Below are 15,963 nucleotides of genomic sequence, written 5' to 3' on the forward strand. Positions count from 1 at the left end.
ATAGGTAGATGAAAGCATTAATGAAAAACTTACGGGGAGATCGTGCCATTTGGGGCATTGTTGCCTTGTTGGCTATTTTTTCATTTTTGCCGGTGTACAGTGCTAGTACCAACTTGGTTTACGTTAAAGATTCTGGTACGGCATTAGGGCACTTGGTAAAGCATGGCGTGCTGTTGTTTTTAGGTTTTATGATCATCTTTGCCGTACATCGTATTCCTGCGCATTACTTTAAAGGCCTGTCCCTAATTGGGCTCCCAATAATATTGTGCTTGTTGGGGTACACTCTAACAGTAGAAACCAATATTGGAGGCGTAAGTGCCAACCGGTGGATTACTATTCCGGTTGTAGGTATTCCTTTTCAAACATCTACGTTGGCTTCTGTTGTTTTAATGATTTGGGTTGCTAGGTATTTAAGTAAAATAAGAGATAGGCAAGTTACTTTTCAAGAAAGTATTTTGCCTCTTTGGTTGCCTATTGCCTTGGTGGTGGGTTTAATTTTACCCGCTAACTTTTCTACGGCTGCAATTGTAGGTGCATTGGCTTTTTTACTTTGCTTTTTAGGGGGGTATCCGTTAAAGTATCTAACGGTAATGGTGGTTACCGGGGGTATATTGGCAAGTATGTTCCTATTTGTTTTGTTCAAAGCACCAGAAGTGTTGCCAGACAGGGCGGGTACGTGGAAATCAAGAATAGAAACCTTTTTAAATCCAGATGAAGCTTCTGCAGATGCCAATAGGCAGGTAAATTATGCTAAAATGGCTGTTGCGCAAGGTGGTATTGTAGGTAAGGGAGCTGGTAAAAGTGTCATGAAAAACATTTTATCCCAAAGTACATCAGATTTCATTTTTGCAATCATAATAGAAGAGTATGGATTAATAGGTGGCTTGGGGTTGTTGTTTTTTTACTTGTTGCTCTTGTTTAGAATTGTGGTTGTGGCCAATAGTGCCGAAACCATCTTTACCAAGTTGTTGGTGATAGGGGTAGGTGTGCCCATTGTTTTTCAGGCATTGATAAATATGGCGGTCGTGGTTCAGTTGTTTCCAACAACGGGTCAGCCACTACCCTTAATTAGTATGGGGGGTACTTCTATTTGGATGACGTGCTTGGCCATAGGTATAGTATTGAGTGCAAGCAATAAGAAAACGGAAGAGCCGGCTGCAGAAATAGATGATATGAACCCTTTAGAAGTTTTAAGTGGACAAATTTAGATTCATATTATCCGGTGGCGGTACGGGCGGTCATATTTATCCGGCCATATCCATAGCTAATGAGCTTAAGCAACGCTATCCAAATGCGGAGTTTTTGTTTGTTGGGGCCAAGGATAAAATGGAAATGGAAAAAGTGCCAAATGCCGGTTATAAAATAGAAGGTTTGTGGATTAGCGGGTTGCAGCGTAAGCTTACATTTAAAAATGCACTATTTCCAATTAAAGTAATTAGTAGTTTGTTAAAGTCTAGGAACATTATTAAGCAATTTAAACCGGACGTTGCCATAGGTACGGGAGGTTTTGCTAGTGGGCCTTTGCTTAAAATGGCAGAACGGGCAGGTGTTCCCTGTGTACTTCAAGAGCAAAATTCTTTTGCCGGAATTACCAATAAGCTTTTGGCGGGCAAAGCAGAGAAAATTTGTGTGGCCTATTCTGGTATGGAAAAGTTTTTTCCTAAAGACAAAATCGTACTAACCGGTAACCCCGTTCGTAAAGATTTAGTAGCTATTAAGCATGATGCTAAGGCTGTAAAAGCTGCTTATGGTTTAGATGAAACTAAACCAGTGGTTTTGGTTTTGGGCGGTAGTTTAGGGGCAAGACGAATAAATGAATTGATAGAGACCGAGCTTTCCTTTTTTAGGGCGAACGATGTTCAGGTTTTTTGGCAGTGCGGTAAACTATATGAACAAGATTATAAAAAATACAACAGCGAGGACGTAAAAGTTCAGGCCTTTATAAATGAAATGGATAAGGCTTATGCCATGGCGGATATTATTATATCTAGGGCAGGTGCCGGTTCGGTTTCAGAATTATGTTTGGTTGGTAAGCCGGTTTTGTTCGTGCCTTCTCCCAATGTAGCAGAAGACCATCAGACTAAAAATGCTGAGGCATTGGTAAAAAAGAATGCCGCGCTAATGTTGAAGGAAACGGAGCTAGAGGGCCAGTTTGAGCCTGCATTTAAAGGATTGTTAGATTCAAAAGAGCAACAAGCAACACTCTCTAGAAATATTAAACGATTGGGTATGCCACATGCAACAACCGCAATTGTAGATGAAATTGAAAAATTATTAAAATGAATATGACGGACATACATAACGTATATTTTATCGGTATTGGAGGTATCGGTATGTCCGCATTGGCCAGATATTTCCATTTCATTGGTAAGCAAGTTGGAGGCTATGATAAAACTAGAACGCCTTTAACTGAAGAATTGGCTACAAGTGGTATGGCCATTCACTATGCAGATGATTTGACTTTGGTGCCTGAGTGTTTTAAAACCAAGGAGAATACATTAGTGGTTTATACACCGGCTATTCCAAAGCATCATTCAGAATTGAATTATTTTATCGCCAACAAATTTCAAGTTCAAAAAAGAGCTCAGGTTCTTGGTCTTATTACAAAAGGCACGTATTGCTTTGCCGTAGCTGGTACACATGGTAAAACCACTACTAGCAGTATTCTGGCTCATTTGTTAAACGAAGTAAATGCACCATTTTCAGCATTTTTAGGTGGAATTTCAGAAGATTTCAATTCCAATTATGTTTGTAAGGGTCAAGAATATACTGTTGTAGAAGCAGACGAGTATGATCGTTCTTTCTTGCATTTGCACCCTAATATGGCTTGTGTAACATCAATGGATGCGGATCACTTGGATATTTACGGAGATGCAGATAATTTAAAACAAACGTTTGCTCAGTTTGCAGGTATTGTTGCTAAAAATGGTGGCTTGCTAAAACCGCAAAATGTTGGTTTAAAAGGGATATCGTATGGTATTGAAGATGGTTCGGATTATGAGATACATAATTTGGAAATTAGAAATGGTGCCTATCAATTCAACATTAAAACTCCAAAAGAGATTATTAGGTCTATTTCATTTTCAAAACCAGGCAGGCATAACCTAAATAATGCACTAGCAGCATTGGCCATGGCGGCAGAGGCTGGTTTTAACGCTAAAGATTTAGCAGAAGGTCTAGCAACCTTTAAAGGCGTACAAAGAAGGTTTTCATATCAAATTAAAAGTAGGGATTTCTATTTTATAGATGACTATGCGCATCATCCTACAGAAATAGAAGCGGTACACCAGGCCGTTCGGGAGATGCATCCAAATTTATTGGTAACCGTGGTTTTTCAACCACACTTGTTTTCTAGAACACAAGATTTTATGGAAGGGTTTGCGACAAGCTTGTCAAAATTTGATAGGGTGTTGTTGCTAGATATTTATCCTGCCAGAGAGGAACCTATTCCAGGGGTAGATTCTGGCGTGTTGTTAGAGAAAATCACCCAAGAAAATAAACGTATAATAGATAAAGCAGATTTAGTACAAGAGCTACAGAACTTAGACCAAGGAGTTTTGTTAACGCTAGGAGCGGGAGATATAGGATTAGAGGTTGTAAAAATTAAAAAAGCACTACAACATGCGTATTAGTATGGCCTATATAAAAATTGTGGTCCTTTTACTTTTGGTAATAGGTTTATATGGTTTTGCCAGCGTTAGAAATGCTAAAAGGCCTATGGGCAACATCGCCATTAAATTTGTAGGTGAAGAAAACTTGTATTTGACCGAAGAAGCGGTTAATAAATTGTTAATACAAAAATTGGGAGCCTTGGAAAATAGGGCAAAAGATGCGGTAGTTTTGGATTCCATAGAGAAGATTGTGCAATCTAGTCCTATGGTGAAAACCGCACAAGTCTATCGTACGGTAGACGGTAAACTTATTTCCAAAATAATACAGCGAAAACCAATAGGCAGGATTGAAGGAAATTCCAGATTTTATTTGGATAGTGAGGGCAAGCGCATGCCCTTATCCAGGTATCATTCTGCAAGAGTGCCTATAATTACGGGAAAAATAACCGAGAAAACATTGGAAGATGCCTATGTTATTCTTGAGTATATAAGCCAAGATGATTTTCTAAGGAAAAATGTTATTGGTATACATATTAAAGATGAAGATGCATACTTGCTTAAACTAAGAGTAGAAGAGTTTGTGGTGAATTTAGGAAGCGTGGAAAACCTTGACGAAAAGTTTAAAAAGTTTATGGCCTTTTATGTTAAGGCAGCTAAAGACAATAGCTTGGATACGTATGCAGAAGTAAGTTTAAAATTTGATAATCAAGTGGTTTGCACCAAAATATAAGTTATGGGACAAGGTAAATATTCTGTTGGTTTAGACATTGGTACTACCAAAATCGTGGCAATGATTGGTAGGGAAAATGAATATGGAAAAATCGAGATTTTAGGTTCGGGTAAATCTAAAAGTCTAGGTGTGCACAGAGGCGTGGTAAATAACATTACCCAAACCATTGCATCAATACAACAGGCTGTAGAACAGGCAGAGCTAAATTCTGGTTTAAAAATAGGTTCTGTAGTGGTGGGTATTGCAGGGCAACACATTAGAAGTTTACAGCATAGCGATTATATAACCCGGAATAACGCGGAAGAGGTTATAGACGAGGATGATTTGGACATGTTGTGTAACCAAGTCTACAAATTGGTTATGTTGCCAGGAGAAGAAATAATCCACGTATTGCCACAAGAATATAAAGTAGATGGGCAGTCAGAAATCAAGGAGCCCATGGGTATGTATGGGGGTAGGCTAGAAGCAAACTTCCATGTGGTGGTAGGTCAGGTTTCTTCTATAAAAAACATAGGTAGGTGTATTAAAAGTGCTGGTCTTGATTTAGGCAATATTACCCTAGAACCATTGGCATCTGCAGAGGCCGTTTTAAGTCAAGAGGAAAAGGAGGCAGGTGTTGCCTTGATCGATATAGGTGGTGGTACCACTGATTTGGCCATTTTCAAAGACGGCATTATTCGCCATACAGCGGTTATACCATTTGGTGGTAATGTAATTACAGAAGATATTAAAGAAGGCTGTTCTATTATAGAGAAGCAGGCAGAATTATTGAAAATAAAGTTTGGTTCCGCATGGCCAGGAGAAAACAAGGATAACGAAATTGTATCCATTCCAGGTTTAAGGGGTAGGGAGCCAAAAGAAATTACGCTTAAAAACTTATCTAAGATTATACATGCCCGCGTGGTAGAAATTATAGAGCAGGTGTATGTAGAGATTAGAAATTATGGTCACGAAGATCAGAAAAAGAAACTAATTGCTGGTATTGTTCTTACAGGTGGTGGTAGCCAACTTAAGCATTTAAAGCAGTTGGTAGAGTACATCACAGGTATGGATACCCGTATTGGTTACCCAAATGAACATCTTGCAGGTGATTCTGATGAAAGTGTGGCTAGCCCGTTGTATGCAACTGCAGTTGGCCTTTTGATGAACGCCTTAAAAACAGATAATAAAAACTATATAGAAGAGGTTCCTGTAGGGCAAGAACAACAAGAAGATATGGGTGTGCCAGAAGAGGTTTTGGTAAGTAACACTGGAGAAGAGCAAGTAGCTGCCCAACAGCATACAAGCACCCAAACTAGAGAACGTAAGTCCATTTTTGACAAATGGTCAGAGAAGTTGAAAGATTTTTTAGATAACGCAGAATAACACACCCCCAAGAAAAATAAACAACATGAGTAATAGCAACGAGATGGATAATATTGCCTTTGATATGCCCAAGCATAAAAGCAACGTTATTAAGGTCATTGGAGTTGGTGGCGGCGGTAGCAACGCCATAAATCACATGTTCCAGGCTGGTATTAACGGAGTAGATTTTGTAATCTGTAATACAGATTCTCAAGCCTTGGAAAATAGTGCTGTACCCAATAAAATTCAATTAGGGGTCTCCTTAACAGAGGGTCTAGGTGCAGGTGCTAATCCAGAAATAGGAGAGCAAGCGGCCTTGGAGAGCATGGAAGAGTTAAAAAGCATGTTGGAGAGCACAACCAAAATGGTTTTTATTACCGCTGGTATGGGCGGTGGTACGGGAACGGGTGCCGCTCCTGTTATAGCTAAAATTGCAAGGGAGTTAGATGTGCTTACCGTTGGTATCGTAACTATTCCTTTTCAATTTGAAGGGGCCATGCGGAATAAACAAGCACAACTTGGAATAGAAAAACTTCGTGCCAACGTTGATTCCTTGATTGTTATCAACAATAATAAGCTAAGGGAGGTTTACGGTAATCTTGGTTTTAAAGCCGGATTTTCTAAAGCAGATGAAGTATTGGCCACTGCGGCTAGAGGTATTGCAGAGGTTATAACCCATCACTATACACAGAATATTGACCTTAGGGATGCCAAGACCGTACTTTCTAATAGTGGTACTGCCATTATGGGTTCTGCTATGGCTTCTGGTTCTGGTAGGGCAAATGAGGCCATAATGAAGGCATTGGATTCTCCTTTGCTTAACGATAATAAAATTAGAGGAGCTAAAAACGTACTATTGCTTATCGTTTCTGGCGCCCAAGAAATTACAATTGATGAGATTGGAGAAATCAATGACCACATTCAGATAGAGGCCGGTCACGGAGCCAATATTATCATGGGTGTTGGTGAGGACGAAAATCTTGGAGATGCCATTGCCGTTACCGTAATTGCAACAGGTTTTGCCGTAGATCAACAAGACGAAATAGTTAATACGGAAACCAAAAAAATTATCCACACTTTAGAAGATGAACAAAAAGCCGTTCAACATTTAGGGGGAAGTGGGGCAGTAAAGAGATTTACGCTAGAAGAACCTTTAGAAGAGCCAGTGAAGCCTAAGCCGGTTCAGCAAAAAAGACAGCAATTAGAACAGGTGGTAAAACATAATTTAGAAGAGCCAAAGGCACCAGCTCCGGAATCTGATTTAATACCAACTACAAATTTCATAAGAAACTTCAATGTATTTTATGAAGAGGTAGTGGCAGAGCCGGTAAAACAAACTGTTGCAAGATCTTCTGATGACGATTTTATAATTATTGAAGCTAAAGATGTTTTGGCCGAGATAGATGTTATAGATGCTGAATTGGTAGCCTCTAGCAAGCAAGAAGAAGAGCAATTTACCCTTTCTTTTGATATGCCATTAAACGATACCAAAAAGGAAGAGGAAGAAACAGCGAATACCATTGTTTTTGATTTGAATGACGAAATCAAAGACATGGAAGTAGAGGAGTATGTAGAGGTAAGTCCGGTTTTGGAATACAACAAAAAGGAAGAGACCAGGTATGACCTTCAAGAATACATGGAGTTAGAAACGAAATTAACGGGAGCCAAAAGCAAAGCCGAAACTCATGATCCAGTAATGATAGAAGATGAGTTGGTATTTGAAAAGAAAACCGTTAAGCCAACACCAGAGCCTAATTCTGGTGGTGCTGATGAGCCAAAGGGAGAATTAGATCCAATGAACAGCTCTATTAGCGACATGTTAAAAGACCGTGCCGAAGAACGTAAAAGAAAACTAAAAAGCTTTAACCATAAATTTAAGAACAGCCGTTCTAGCTTGGACGAGTATGAGAAAGTTCCTGCTTATAAAAGACAAGGTATAGAATTTGAAGAAGGTCCAAAAGAGCAGAAAGTTTCAAGAATGAGTTTGGGAGAAGATAGCAATGATGAAATTCAATTAAGAAGTAATAATTCCTTCTTGCACGATAATGTAGATTAACACCTATCACTTTACTAAGTATGAACCCGAAAATTCAAGAATTTTCGGGTTTATTTTTTATCTTCGCAGGCCTAAAACTACCAAGATATGGGATTACAAGAAAACGTAATGACAGAGATGAAAGCAGCAATGAAAGCTAAAGACACGGTTGCTTTGGAAGCCTTGCGCGCTATAAAATCTGCTATATTATTGGCAAAAACGGATAAAGGAGCCGGAGCGGAATTATCTGAAGAGGATGAGATTAAGCTGGTTCAAAAGTTGGTAAAACAGCGAAAGGATAGTGCCGCTATTTTTTCAGAACAGGGAAGAGAAGATCTGGCAGAGCCAGAATTGGCCCAGGTAGCGGTGATTGAAAAGTTTTTACCAGAACAATTATCAGAAGAAGAGATAGAAAGCGTTGTTGTGCAAACTATAGATGCGGTTGGCGCAACGGGTATGAAGGATATGGGAAAAGTAATGGGTATGGTATCCAAAGAGCTAGCAGGCCAAGCAGATGGCAAGACCATATCTAGCATTGTAAAAGCGAAATTAAGCGAATAAAAATTAAGGGGCCCAGTAGTTCAACTGGATAGAATATCAGATTTCGGCTCTGAGGGTTGGGGGTTCGAATCCTCCCTGGGTCACAACCAAATACTTTTAAAAGAAAAAACGCCAAGATAGCTTGGCGTTTTTTTATGCTTTAGGTTTTAATCCCTCAATCTAATGTTTCATAGAAAGGATAGTTTTTTAGGGTTGGGTTAACGGTCTATGGATTTTTCTTTACCCATAAAGACTTGTAATTGTTTAAATGTAGGGTATCCTTCGCTATCACCCTTTACCAAAGTGGCCATGGCCCCAACTCCGTTTGCAAAATCGCCAGCTTCTTGTATGGAATACCCTTTTAATCTAGAACTTAGAAAGCCCGCAGCAAAGCCATCACCTGCGCCAACGGTATCTTCTGTACGGTCTACAACGTATCCTGGTATAAATTCATTTGTAGTACCATCAGAAACCATACAGCCTTCTTTCCCCATTTTTAATGCAATTTCCTGAGCACCTAATTCATGGAAAGCGGTTATGATCTCTTCAGGTTTATTTAATCCTAGTAATAATTCAGATTCATCAATACCGGGAAACAAGATGTCCGCAAGACTACAGAACTCCAAAAGCGTCTCTTTTGCTTCTTCTAACGACCATAGTTTTAATCTAATATTTGGGTCAAAAGAGATTTTTACCCCAGCCTCTTTTGCAGCTTTTATTGCGGTTAAAGCCGTTTCTTTGGCAGATTGGCTAATGGCAGGGGTAATGCCTGTAACATGTAAGATTTTAGCCGTTTTTATGTAATCTAGGTCTAAGTCTTCTGGTTTAAAAAAACTAGCGGCACTATTTTTTCTGTAGTAGTAAACATTAGGATTAACGTGGGCAAATAGCTCTTTAAATAATAATCCCGTGCTGTGGTTAGGGTCCGTAATTAGTCTAGAAACGTCTACACCTTCTCCACGAACAATAAATTCAAGATACCTTCCAAATTCATCGTCTCCTACTTTACTGAACCAACCTACCTGATGTCCTAATCTACTAAGTGCTATGGCAACATTGGATTCTGCCCCTGCTATGGCCTTTGTAAAAGTATGTATGTGTCTTAATGGGCCTTTGGAGTCTGGGCTAAAAAGCACCATGGATTCTCCAAATGTTATCACATCTAATGGCGTGCTCATCTTTTGATTTTAGGTGGATAAAAATAAAAGATAAATTTTGTTTAATAGGTGAGTTTACTTGTTTTATTGTGCTTTAAAAACATGCTATTTTGTTAGTTCCTAATTAAGGATAAAGGTAATTTATTAGGTATGGATTCTATCCGTGCTTTGTGCTGCAAAGAAGAGAATTAGTCTACTTTTTTAAACTCTAGAATATTTTTTTCTTTGGTGCTAAAAATAAGTTTCAACGGAGCAACCGAAAATGAATCTATTTGCTTTAATTGGTTTAAAAATTCTTTTTCTATGGATAATTCTTGATTACATGCTTTTTCCATGCTTACAAATTCTGAAAGGGAAATTTTGTGTCCGTCAAGCTTTAAGTTACTATAATACTCATAACAGCCTGTTGTGCCCATTAATCGTTTAGTTTTAGTGTTTACCTCTAAAAAAGGCGCTTCTTTATTGGTGAAAACTTCATTTGCGGCAACATTGTCAATTCGTTCTAAAATCCAAATATCATGAATGTTAGCTGTGCCTACCTCAGTTTTAGTCGCTTTCTTTTTAGGGTCTATTTCTATCTTTTTAGCTTCTTGTTTAGCATTCTTGTCCGCCATTTTATCCTCTTTACAGGATACTACAATGCAAACACAGAGAACTATTAGCGTTTTTATGTAATTTTTCATTTTAATCTGTTTTATGAAATTTCATGAGTATAACATCGTCTTTGTATAACTCAAGTATGTTGTTTTCCGTTATGCTATAAGCATTGACTTCTTTAATGGTTTTTAAAAATACCTGTTCGCCTTCTCCACAGTAACGCATAGTAGTTGGGCCAGGTTGTCCAAAAGATATTTTTCCATTTAAAACGTTAATAGGAGCGTTGTAACCGTTACAACTATTGTTGCCTCTAACATGTTCTTTTTCCTTGTCAAAATAAATTAATGGCTTTTTATCTGGGTAAAGCGTATTAAAAGCAATTTTAGTACCTGTAATGGATTCCAATTCCCATTTGTGATTATAGAGCATATCTTGGTTAATTGCTTTTGAGCTGGTACAGGACATACCAATGATTATTAAAATAAAAGATGCGAATTTTAAAATTTTGATTGTATCCATTATAACAAGTGGTTTATTCTAAAATAACCGAAAATGATTTTGCAATTGTAGTATTTAAGAAAACTATAGTAAAAAAGGAGGTCGATTTTTAAATTGGAGTGGATGGTCTAAAACAGCTAATTTTACCACCAATAAATAGAAAAAGCCCCTATTAAAGGGGCTTTTTAATTTAGTTTTTAGCGTGTTATTTTACACGGGCTCGTATAGCTTTTAAATTATCGTCTATTAATAGTTCTCCGTCTTTAAAAACTAATTGTAATTCGCCAGTAGCTTCTTCTTCCCAGGATACTTGGTCTTTTAGGGAATAGGTGTTATCTACTTTTTCGATTTTTATAAGTCCTTTAGCTGATTTTTTAGTACCGTCATCCGTAATAGGGTCTTTGTAGATTTCCCGGCCTTCGCCATTTACTTCACCATAGGTGGCTTTCATGGCAAAGCCGAAGGTGTCTCTAGTATTATATTGGTAGGTAAAAGAACCTATCCCGAGCACAACGTTGGTAGAAGCAAAACCATTTTCTTCTAATCGTTTACAAATGTTTTCTGCGCGTTCCAAGGTAATGCTATCCCCATAAATGGCTCCAATATGTGGGTCTAATTCTTTGAAGCCTTTCTCATTAATGCTTCCTCCAAAAGTATCCCACAGTAATTGTACAACACCTTTTTGGGCTACACTGCTATTGGCCTTTGGATCACCACAGATTATGGCTACTGGATCACCACTATCTGGGCGTATTACTACTTTGCCATCCCTTGCTAAAACTTCGTCTTTTAGATTAGGAAGGTATTGGGTCAATACTTTCCATAAATCCCAAGTGTCTGATACTATGGAAACAATACCGTTAGGATAAATTTCGGTAATTAAACGCTTAAAGGTTTCTTGCTCACCAGAATTGGTGCCCATACACATTACGGAATGCTCCGTAGCGGCTACGGAGCCACCTATAAGTTCTTCATCGCTATTGGCATTGTAATACGTTTCCAAAAAATCTACCGCAGGTATGGTATCTGTACCGCTAAAACTAAGTAAATGCCCAGCCGCACTCAATAAAGCGGCCTCTAAACCAGCCATACCACGCATGGAAAAGTCGTGGCCTTGCCAATCTACAAATTCGGGTATACTTGAGGTTTTCGCCGCATAATCATCTAACAAGCTTCTGTATTGCTTGGCTATGGTGGCAGAATTACAGGGTAACCAAATGGTAGTAGACAATAAGGTTTCAAAATAATTAGTTAGCCAAAAGAAATTGGGTAGGGTGTTGTACATGGTAAACATGGGTACTCTTATAGGTACGGAAACCCCTTCTGGAAGCGCCTTTATGGCCATGGGTATATAACCCAAATCATGCAAGGCCTCAATATGTTTAATACCTACGGAATTTGGCCCTAAATAATTATTTATTCTTCTAGAATACTGGGCGCATACCTCTTCTTTTGGCAGGTTAAAAAAGTTGTTTTGAAAATCCTCTAAAATGTACTTTTTAATAAAATACTGTAGCCCAAAGAAAACTACTTTATCCACATTGGGAATTCTACTTTTTCTAGGGGTCCAATTACTATAGACCAAGGTGGTGTTTTCTGGATATTGCCTTCTGTGGTCTACTTTGTAGCCATCTGTATATAAAAGTGGGTTCATACTGTTAGGTTTTAATTTAAATCTAGTAGGTTAATTTGTATTACTTTGGGGTGTTGTACATCTCTGACTGCATTGGTAACGAATATTTTATCATAGTGTTTTAATAGTGTATCAAAACCTTTACTAAAAATACCGTGACTAACGGCCAAGTATAATTTACCCGCCTGTTTTTCTTTTAATTTTTCGGCTAGGCCAATAAAGGTGCCGCCACCATCACAAATATCATCTACCACAAGGCAAGATTTGTTTTCCAAAGTGTCTGCATATACTTTAAAGCCGGTAAGTTGCCCGGTTTTTACATCTCTAGATTTAGAGCACTCTACCACATGGTAATCTTGTAGATAGGCTGCCAATTTATATATCTTTTTTAGCGCACCACCGTCTGGAGAAATCAAAAAAGCATCTTTTTCTATTTGCTCACAAACCCTTTGGATAAATGCATGGTTGTTAATTGCTACACAATTGTCTAATAAAGCGGGCCCTACCTCAGAATGGGGGTCAAAAAGGGTTACGCTACTGTAATGTTGTGCATTAATTAGTTGGGTGTACACCTTTACGGTCAATGGTTCTCCGGCAATCATTAAACGGTCTTGTCTAGCACCGGGTAAATAAGGTAAAAACAATGCGATGTCTTTAACTCCCATATGCCTTAGGGCATCTGTGGCTACCAATAGCAACCCTAAATCATTGAACGAATTGATCCTATGGTAAATAACTACCTCTTGGTTCTTAGGAATATCACTTTTAATTTTTATATGGGGCTCGCCACCATTAAAAGTAAACGCCTCAAATGCAATTTGGTTCGCATTAGGGCCAAAAGTTGGGTCGAGATTTAAATTCATATTGCGTTATTTTTACGCAAAGTATAATATTGAAATCAGACAACAAAATTATTTTGTGTTTATTTTACGCAAATTTTATTTCAAAATGAAAACCCTTTTGTTCCAAGGCCTTGTATTTTTTAGTGTTAAAGCGAAATAACTTAGCCGGTCTGCCACTTTCTGGTTTACTAATCTTATCGGTTTCTTCTAGTATTCCAAAACTCATAAGCTTTTTTCTAAAGTTTCTACGGTCTATGGGTTTGTTTAGAATGGTCTGGTATAAGTTTTCTATATTAGAAAAGGGGAATTCCGTATTCAACAATTCAAACCCTATGGGTTTGTAGCTTATTTTGTTTTGTAGGCGTTCTAGACCTTTGGCTACTATTTCTTGATGGTCAAACGCTAATGGGGGTAGGGCGTCTATGGCAAACCACCCTACTTCTAGCGCATCCGTACTGGCGGTGAGTTTAAATTTTTTAGGATTTATTAATCCCAAATAGGCAATACTTACTACACGCTGCCTGTTGTCTCTTTTTACGGCACCAAAAGTGTATAATTGTTCAAGGTAGGCCAACGTTATACCGGTTTCTTCTTTTAGTTCCCTTGTTACTGCGGTATCTAAATCTTCATGGTCTAGGACAAAACCACCTGGCAAGGCCCATTTATTTTTCTCGCTTCCGTATTTCTGTTTTATGAGCAGTAATTGCAATTGCCTCTCTACGTACCCAAATACCACAGCGTCTACGGCTACTTTTATGTTTTGCGAAATCATATTTTGCGTTTAAACAACACAAAATTACACTTTCTGTTTAGAATCCTAGGGTTACAACTTGGCCGTTAAAATCTCTGGTTGGTGTAGTACCGGAAAATTACAGCTATTGGCTATAAAGCACATCTTTTGCGCTTCTGCGTGTAGGCTTTTGGCCAGCTGCTTGTTGGCTTTATGTTTTATAATAACCGTAGGTTTTAAAATTACCTCGGTAAAATGGCCGCTACCATCTTTCTCTTCTACCATTTTTCCCAGTGGTTCGTCTGTGTATTCTAGTACCACAATGTTGTTGCTGGCACATAAATGCAGGTACCATAGCATATGGCAAGAGGCCAATGAGGCCACGAACAATTCTTCTGGGTTGTATTTGGTTTTGTCTCCTAAAAAAGCCGGATCAGAGCTGCCTTCTATTACTTGGTTGGTCACGGCGGTGCTTATACGGTGGCTGCGTTCATAGCTGCGGTAATTTTTGGTGCCCTTACCTCTGTTACCGGTCCATTCTAGAAAAAGGGTGTAGTTGTGCATTTTCATACGCTAAAGCTACTATAAGTATGCGTATTAAAAGCGCTTAACTTAAACAAAGTTTTAGTAGTTTTATGCCAAACAGATATGCGTTAGATGACGGATATTGAATTGTTACCAAACAGTTGAAAACCGAATAATGAAACAATTTTTGATTTTAATATTAATACTTTCAATTCTATCAAGTTGCGACCGAAGAAAGTCAGACAAAATCCAACCGAAACTTGAACAAAAAACTGAATTAGAAACGGTAAAATCAAAAAAAGAAATCAATACAATTAATAATTATTGGGCTTTAATTCTCGACACTATTTCAAGTAAAAAAGAATTTAAAATTTTGGACATAAAACATACCCTTGAAATAAAAACTTATAGTTTAAACGATAGTTCAATTGTTAGGAATTTATCTCAAAACGGAGAACAAGTCTATATAGACCATTCTCACAAAATGGTAACCGATTTTAAACTTTTGACAGACTCAATTGTTGACAAAAAACAAATCGACAGAACTGACTTTGAAAAAAAATTGATTCCTGAATTTTACGCCGAATGCAATCTTTTCTCAACTGAAATTGACAGTATTGTTGGAAACAACATTTATCTGAGTTCCGACTTAGCTGTTCCTGATACGGATAATCAATGGAGAGTTTGGTATTCGATTAAAATAAATAATAACCAACTTGGCAAATTGGAAATAAAAGAAACTGATTATGTCGGATTATAAAAAACCGTTTGGTAACAACGCCTATAAGTAATGCGGGCTCATGTTTTAGACGAAAGGGATTTTCTTACAGCATCGCTCTCAATTTTGTAAATTGGTAACAAACAAAAAACAAATTTAAAAATGGTTCGCTTGGGTTCGTGTTAGACTGAAAACTAGAGCTTTTCTTTCCCGCACTACTCATAGCCTAACCGTTAGGTGTAATTTGAAAAAAAAATTAATGGAAAAAGAAAAAACCACAAACTGGCTTCCTACAGATAAAAGATTTGTGGCTTTCATCGATATATTGGGATTTAAAGATTTAGTCATGAGAAGTAGCCACTCCCATATTTATGACCTTCTTTCTGAGATATCAAAATTAAGAAGTCTGATAGATAATTGGAAAGACAAAAATGATGGAAGATATTCTAATGCTGAAATGTATACAGTTAGTTTTTCAGATTCAATAGTTGTTTTTTCAAAAAGTGATACCGTTGAAGATTTTGACCTTTTTGCTTTTGGAATAAAATGGTTATTTTCAGGGGCTATAGATAAGTCTATTCCCCTAAAAGGAGCACTAGCCTATGGAGAAATCAGTCTGAATAAGTCAAGCCAAATATACTTCGGGCAACCAATTATTGATGCTTATTTACTAGAGGAAGAGGTAAATTATTTCGGAATAGTTGCTCACAATTCCATAGAGAAATTTTTTAAAGATAATGAAGAAAAAAGTGTGAGTAAACAGATTTTGTCTGAGTTTAAAACACCACTTAAATGCGGTACAATTTCACACTTAAACCTAATATGGTTTAAAGAGATTGATAATCCGCCTACTGATTTCAACACTTTGAGAAATAAAATAAAAAATTTTCAATATAATATTTCTGGTAGTCCGAGAAGGTATATTGATAATACTATTAATGTAATTGACCAAGTTGAGAATGAACTGAAATAAAACTACACCCAACACAACCTATACGTAATG

General features: G+C 37.7%; 16 protein-coding genes and 1 tRNA gene. 10 read left to right on the forward strand and 7 right to left on the reverse strand.

The window, feature by feature from the left end; genetic code table 11:
* Positions 1–8 precede the first annotated feature (8 nt).
* The 8 genes from BUL40_RS04605 (at position 9) to BUL40_RS04640 (ending at position 8,364) form a co-directional block, all read left to right on the forward strand.
* Positions 9–1,208, forward strand: coding sequence for an FtsW/RodA/SpoVE family cell cycle protein (locus tag BUL40_RS04605; RefSeq protein ID WP_080318255.1), 1,200 nt, complete (start codon positions 9–11; stop codon positions 1,206–1,208).
* A complete protein-coding gene (gene murG, locus BUL40_RS04610; RefSeq protein ID WP_080318256.1) occupies positions 1,195–2,283 on the forward strand; it encodes an undecaprenyldiphospho-muramoylpentapeptide beta-N-acetylglucosaminyltransferase in 1,089 nt (362 codons plus the stop codon). The genes BUL40_RS04605 and murG overlap by 14 nt, the downstream gene beginning before the upstream one ends.
* On the forward strand, positions 2,280–3,632 hold the full coding sequence (gene murC / locus BUL40_RS04615; RefSeq protein ID WP_176465445.1) for a UDP-N-acetylmuramate--L-alanine ligase: 1,353 nt from the start codon (positions 2,280–2,282) through the stop codon (positions 3,630–3,632). Before murG ends, murC begins: the two co-directional genes overlap by 4 nt.
* Before the next feature lies 1 nt (position 3,633).
* A complete protein-coding gene (locus BUL40_RS04620) occupies positions 3,634–4,341 on the forward strand; it encodes a cell division protein FtsQ/DivIB (protein WP_317044007.1) in 708 nt (235 codons plus the stop codon).
* Positions 4,342–4,344: 3 nt separating this feature from the next.
* Entirely contained in the window at positions 4,345–5,706 is a 1,362-nt protein-coding gene (gene ftsA / locus BUL40_RS04625; RefSeq protein ID WP_010519141.1) for a cell division protein FtsA, read from the forward strand.
* 25 nt (positions 5,707–5,731) lie between these two features.
* Positions 5,732–7,741 (forward strand): cell division protein FtsZ, encoded by a 2,010-nt coding sequence (gene ftsZ / locus BUL40_RS04630; protein ID WP_080318259.1) that lies wholly within the window; start codon positions 5,732–5,734, stop codon positions 7,739–7,741.
* An 87-nt stretch (positions 7,742–7,828) separates the two neighbouring features.
* Positions 7,829–8,281, forward strand: coding sequence for a GatB/YqeY domain-containing protein (locus BUL40_RS04635; RefSeq protein ID WP_010519143.1), 453 nt, complete (start codon positions 7,829–7,831; stop codon positions 8,279–8,281).
* 9 nt (positions 8,282–8,290) lie between these two features.
* A tRNA-Arg gene (locus BUL40_RS04640) sits at positions 8,291–8,364 on the forward strand.
* Positions 8,365–8,478: 114 nt separating this feature from the next.
* Here the strand turns inward: BUL40_RS04640 and BUL40_RS04645 are convergent.
* The 7 genes from BUL40_RS04645 to BUL40_RS04675 form a co-directional block, all read right to left on the reverse strand.
* Entirely contained in the window at positions 8,479–9,438 is a 960-nt protein-coding gene (locus tag BUL40_RS04645) for a sugar kinase (RefSeq protein ID WP_080318260.1), read from the reverse strand.
* Between the two features lie 167 nt (positions 9,439–9,605).
* On the reverse strand, positions 9,606–10,100 hold the full coding sequence (locus BUL40_RS04650) for an META domain-containing protein (protein WP_080318261.1): 495 nt from the start codon (positions 10,098–10,100) through the stop codon (positions 9,606–9,608).
* 1 nt (position 10,101) lies between these two features.
* Positions 10,102–10,533, reverse strand: coding sequence for an META domain-containing protein (locus BUL40_RS04655; protein ID WP_010519146.1), 432 nt, complete (start codon positions 10,531–10,533; stop codon positions 10,102–10,104).
* A 184-nt stretch (positions 10,534–10,717) separates the two neighbouring features.
* Positions 10,718–12,166: a nicotinate phosphoribosyltransferase gene (locus BUL40_RS04660; protein WP_080318262.1), complete on the reverse strand. Its 1,449-nt coding sequence runs from the start codon at positions 12,164–12,166 to the stop codon at positions 10,718–10,720.
* A gap of 11 nt (positions 12,167–12,177) precedes the next feature.
* Positions 12,178–13,008, reverse strand: a complete 831-nt coding sequence (prs, locus tag BUL40_RS04665) for a ribose-phosphate diphosphokinase (RefSeq protein ID WP_080318263.1) — start codon at positions 13,006–13,008, stop codon at positions 12,178–12,180.
* 64 nt (positions 13,009–13,072) lie between these two features.
* Complete coding sequence (locus BUL40_RS04670; RefSeq protein WP_080318264.1) at positions 13,073–13,759, reverse strand: NUDIX hydrolase; 687 nt, start codon at positions 13,757–13,759, stop codon at positions 13,073–13,075.
* Positions 13,760–13,810: 51 nt separating this feature from the next.
* On the reverse strand, positions 13,811–14,287 hold the full coding sequence (locus BUL40_RS04675; RefSeq protein WP_080318265.1) for an OsmC family protein: 477 nt from the start codon (positions 14,285–14,287) through the stop codon (positions 13,811–13,813).
* Positions 14,288–14,417: 130 nt separating this feature from the next.
* On the opposite strand from BUL40_RS04675, the gene BUL40_RS04680 reads away from it, so the two are divergent.
* Together BUL40_RS04680 and BUL40_RS04685 are read left to right on the forward strand one after the other, a co-directional pair.
* On the forward strand, positions 14,418–15,002 hold the full coding sequence (locus tag BUL40_RS04680) for a hypothetical protein (protein ID WP_080318266.1): 585 nt from the start codon (positions 14,418–14,420) through the stop codon (positions 15,000–15,002).
* Positions 15,003–15,219: 217 nt separating this feature from the next.
* Positions 15,220–15,933: a hypothetical protein gene (locus BUL40_RS04685; protein ID WP_080318267.1), complete on the forward strand. Its 714-nt coding sequence runs from the start codon at positions 15,220–15,222 to the stop codon at positions 15,931–15,933.
* The last annotated feature ends 30 nt before the right edge of the window (positions 15,934–15,963 follow it).

Source organism: Croceivirga radicis, from assembly GCF_002072105.2.
Lineage (GTDB): Bacteria > Bacteroidota > Bacteroidia > Flavobacteriales > Flavobacteriaceae > Croceivirga > Croceivirga radicis.

What these genes read in the sequence shown, in the direction of transcription:
- BUL40_RS04620 (WP_317044007.1), top strand. Translation starts at nt 3,634, where the DNA reads ATGGCCTATATAAAAATTGTGGTCCTTTTACTTTTGGTAATAGGTTTA.
- prs (WP_080318263.1), bottom strand. Translation starts at nt 13,008, where the DNA reads ATGAATTTAAATCTCGACCCAACTTTTGGCCCTAATGCGAACCAAATT.
- BUL40_RS04660 (WP_080318262.1), bottom strand. Translation starts at nt 12,166, where the DNA reads ATGAACCCACTTTTATATACAGATGGCTACAAAGTAGACCACAGAAGG.
- BUL40_RS04670 (WP_080318264.1), bottom strand. Translation starts at nt 13,759, where the DNA reads ATGATTTCGCAAAACATAAAAGTAGCCGTAGACGCTGTGGTATTTGGG.
- BUL40_RS04675 (WP_080318265.1), bottom strand. Translation starts at nt 14,287, where the DNA reads ATGAAAATGCACAACTACACCCTTTTTCTAGAATGGACCGGTAACAGA.
- BUL40_RS04685 (WP_080318267.1), top strand. Translation starts at nt 15,220, where the DNA reads ATGGAAAAAGAAAAAACCACAAACTGGCTTCCTACAGATAAAAGATTT.
- BUL40_RS04650 (WP_080318261.1), bottom strand. Translation starts at nt 10,100, where the DNA reads ATGAAAAATTACATAAAAACGCTAATAGTTCTCTGTGTTTGCATTGTA.
- murC (WP_176465445.1), top strand. Translation starts at nt 2,280, where the DNA reads ATGAATATGACGGACATACATAACGTATATTTTATCGGTATTGGAGGT.
- BUL40_RS04680 (WP_080318266.1), top strand. Translation starts at nt 14,418, where the DNA reads ATGAAACAATTTTTGATTTTAATATTAATACTTTCAATTCTATCAAGT.
- ftsA (WP_010519141.1), top strand. Translation starts at nt 4,345, where the DNA reads ATGGGACAAGGTAAATATTCTGTTGGTTTAGACATTGGTACTACCAAA.
- BUL40_RS04655 (WP_010519146.1), bottom strand. Translation starts at nt 10,533, where the DNA reads ATGGATACAATCAAAATTTTAAAATTCGCATCTTTTATTTTAATAATC.
- BUL40_RS04605 (WP_080318255.1), top strand. Translation starts at nt 9, where the DNA reads ATGAAAGCATTAATGAAAAACTTACGGGGAGATCGTGCCATTTGGGGC.
- BUL40_RS04635 (WP_010519143.1), top strand. Translation starts at nt 7,829, where the DNA reads ATGGGATTACAAGAAAACGTAATGACAGAGATGAAAGCAGCAATGAAA.
- ftsZ (WP_080318259.1), top strand. Translation starts at nt 5,732, where the DNA reads ATGAGTAATAGCAACGAGATGGATAATATTGCCTTTGATATGCCCAAG.
- BUL40_RS04645 (WP_080318260.1), bottom strand. Translation starts at nt 9,438, where the DNA reads ATGAGCACGCCATTAGATGTGATAACATTTGGAGAATCCATGGTGCTT.